1 protein-coding gene is annotated in these 297 nt (G+C 70.0%); it reads left to right on the plus strand.

The features are described 5' to 3' along the window. The coding region (locus HKX41_11045) for a PhnD/SsuA/transferrin family substrate-binding protein (GenBank protein NNC24667.1) at positions 1–297 on the plus strand (297 nt) is incomplete at both ends.

Below are 297 nucleotides of genomic sequence, written 5' to 3' on the forward strand. Positions count from 1 at the left end.
GCCGGATCAGCGACGATCCCAAGGCCCATTACGAACAGCTCAAGCCGCTGCTGGACTACGTGGTGCCGCGCATGGCCGGGGTCGGCATCCGCGAGGGCCGCATCCTGATGGCCAAGGACGTGCAGCAGATGGGCAGCTATCTGCGCCGCGGCCGGGTCGACTGGGTCAGCGAGACCGCCGGCACCGCGATGCTGCTGCAACAGCGCGCCGGCGCGAAGCCGCTGCTGCTGACCGAGCGCGACGGCGTCAGCCATTACCACAGCGTGTTCTTCGCCCGCCGCGACAGCGGCCTGCGCT

It is taken from the genome of Salifodinibacter halophilus, from assembly GCA_012999515.1.
GTDB lineage: Bacteria > Pseudomonadota > Gammaproteobacteria > Nevskiales > Salinisphaeraceae > Salifodinibacter > Salifodinibacter halophilus.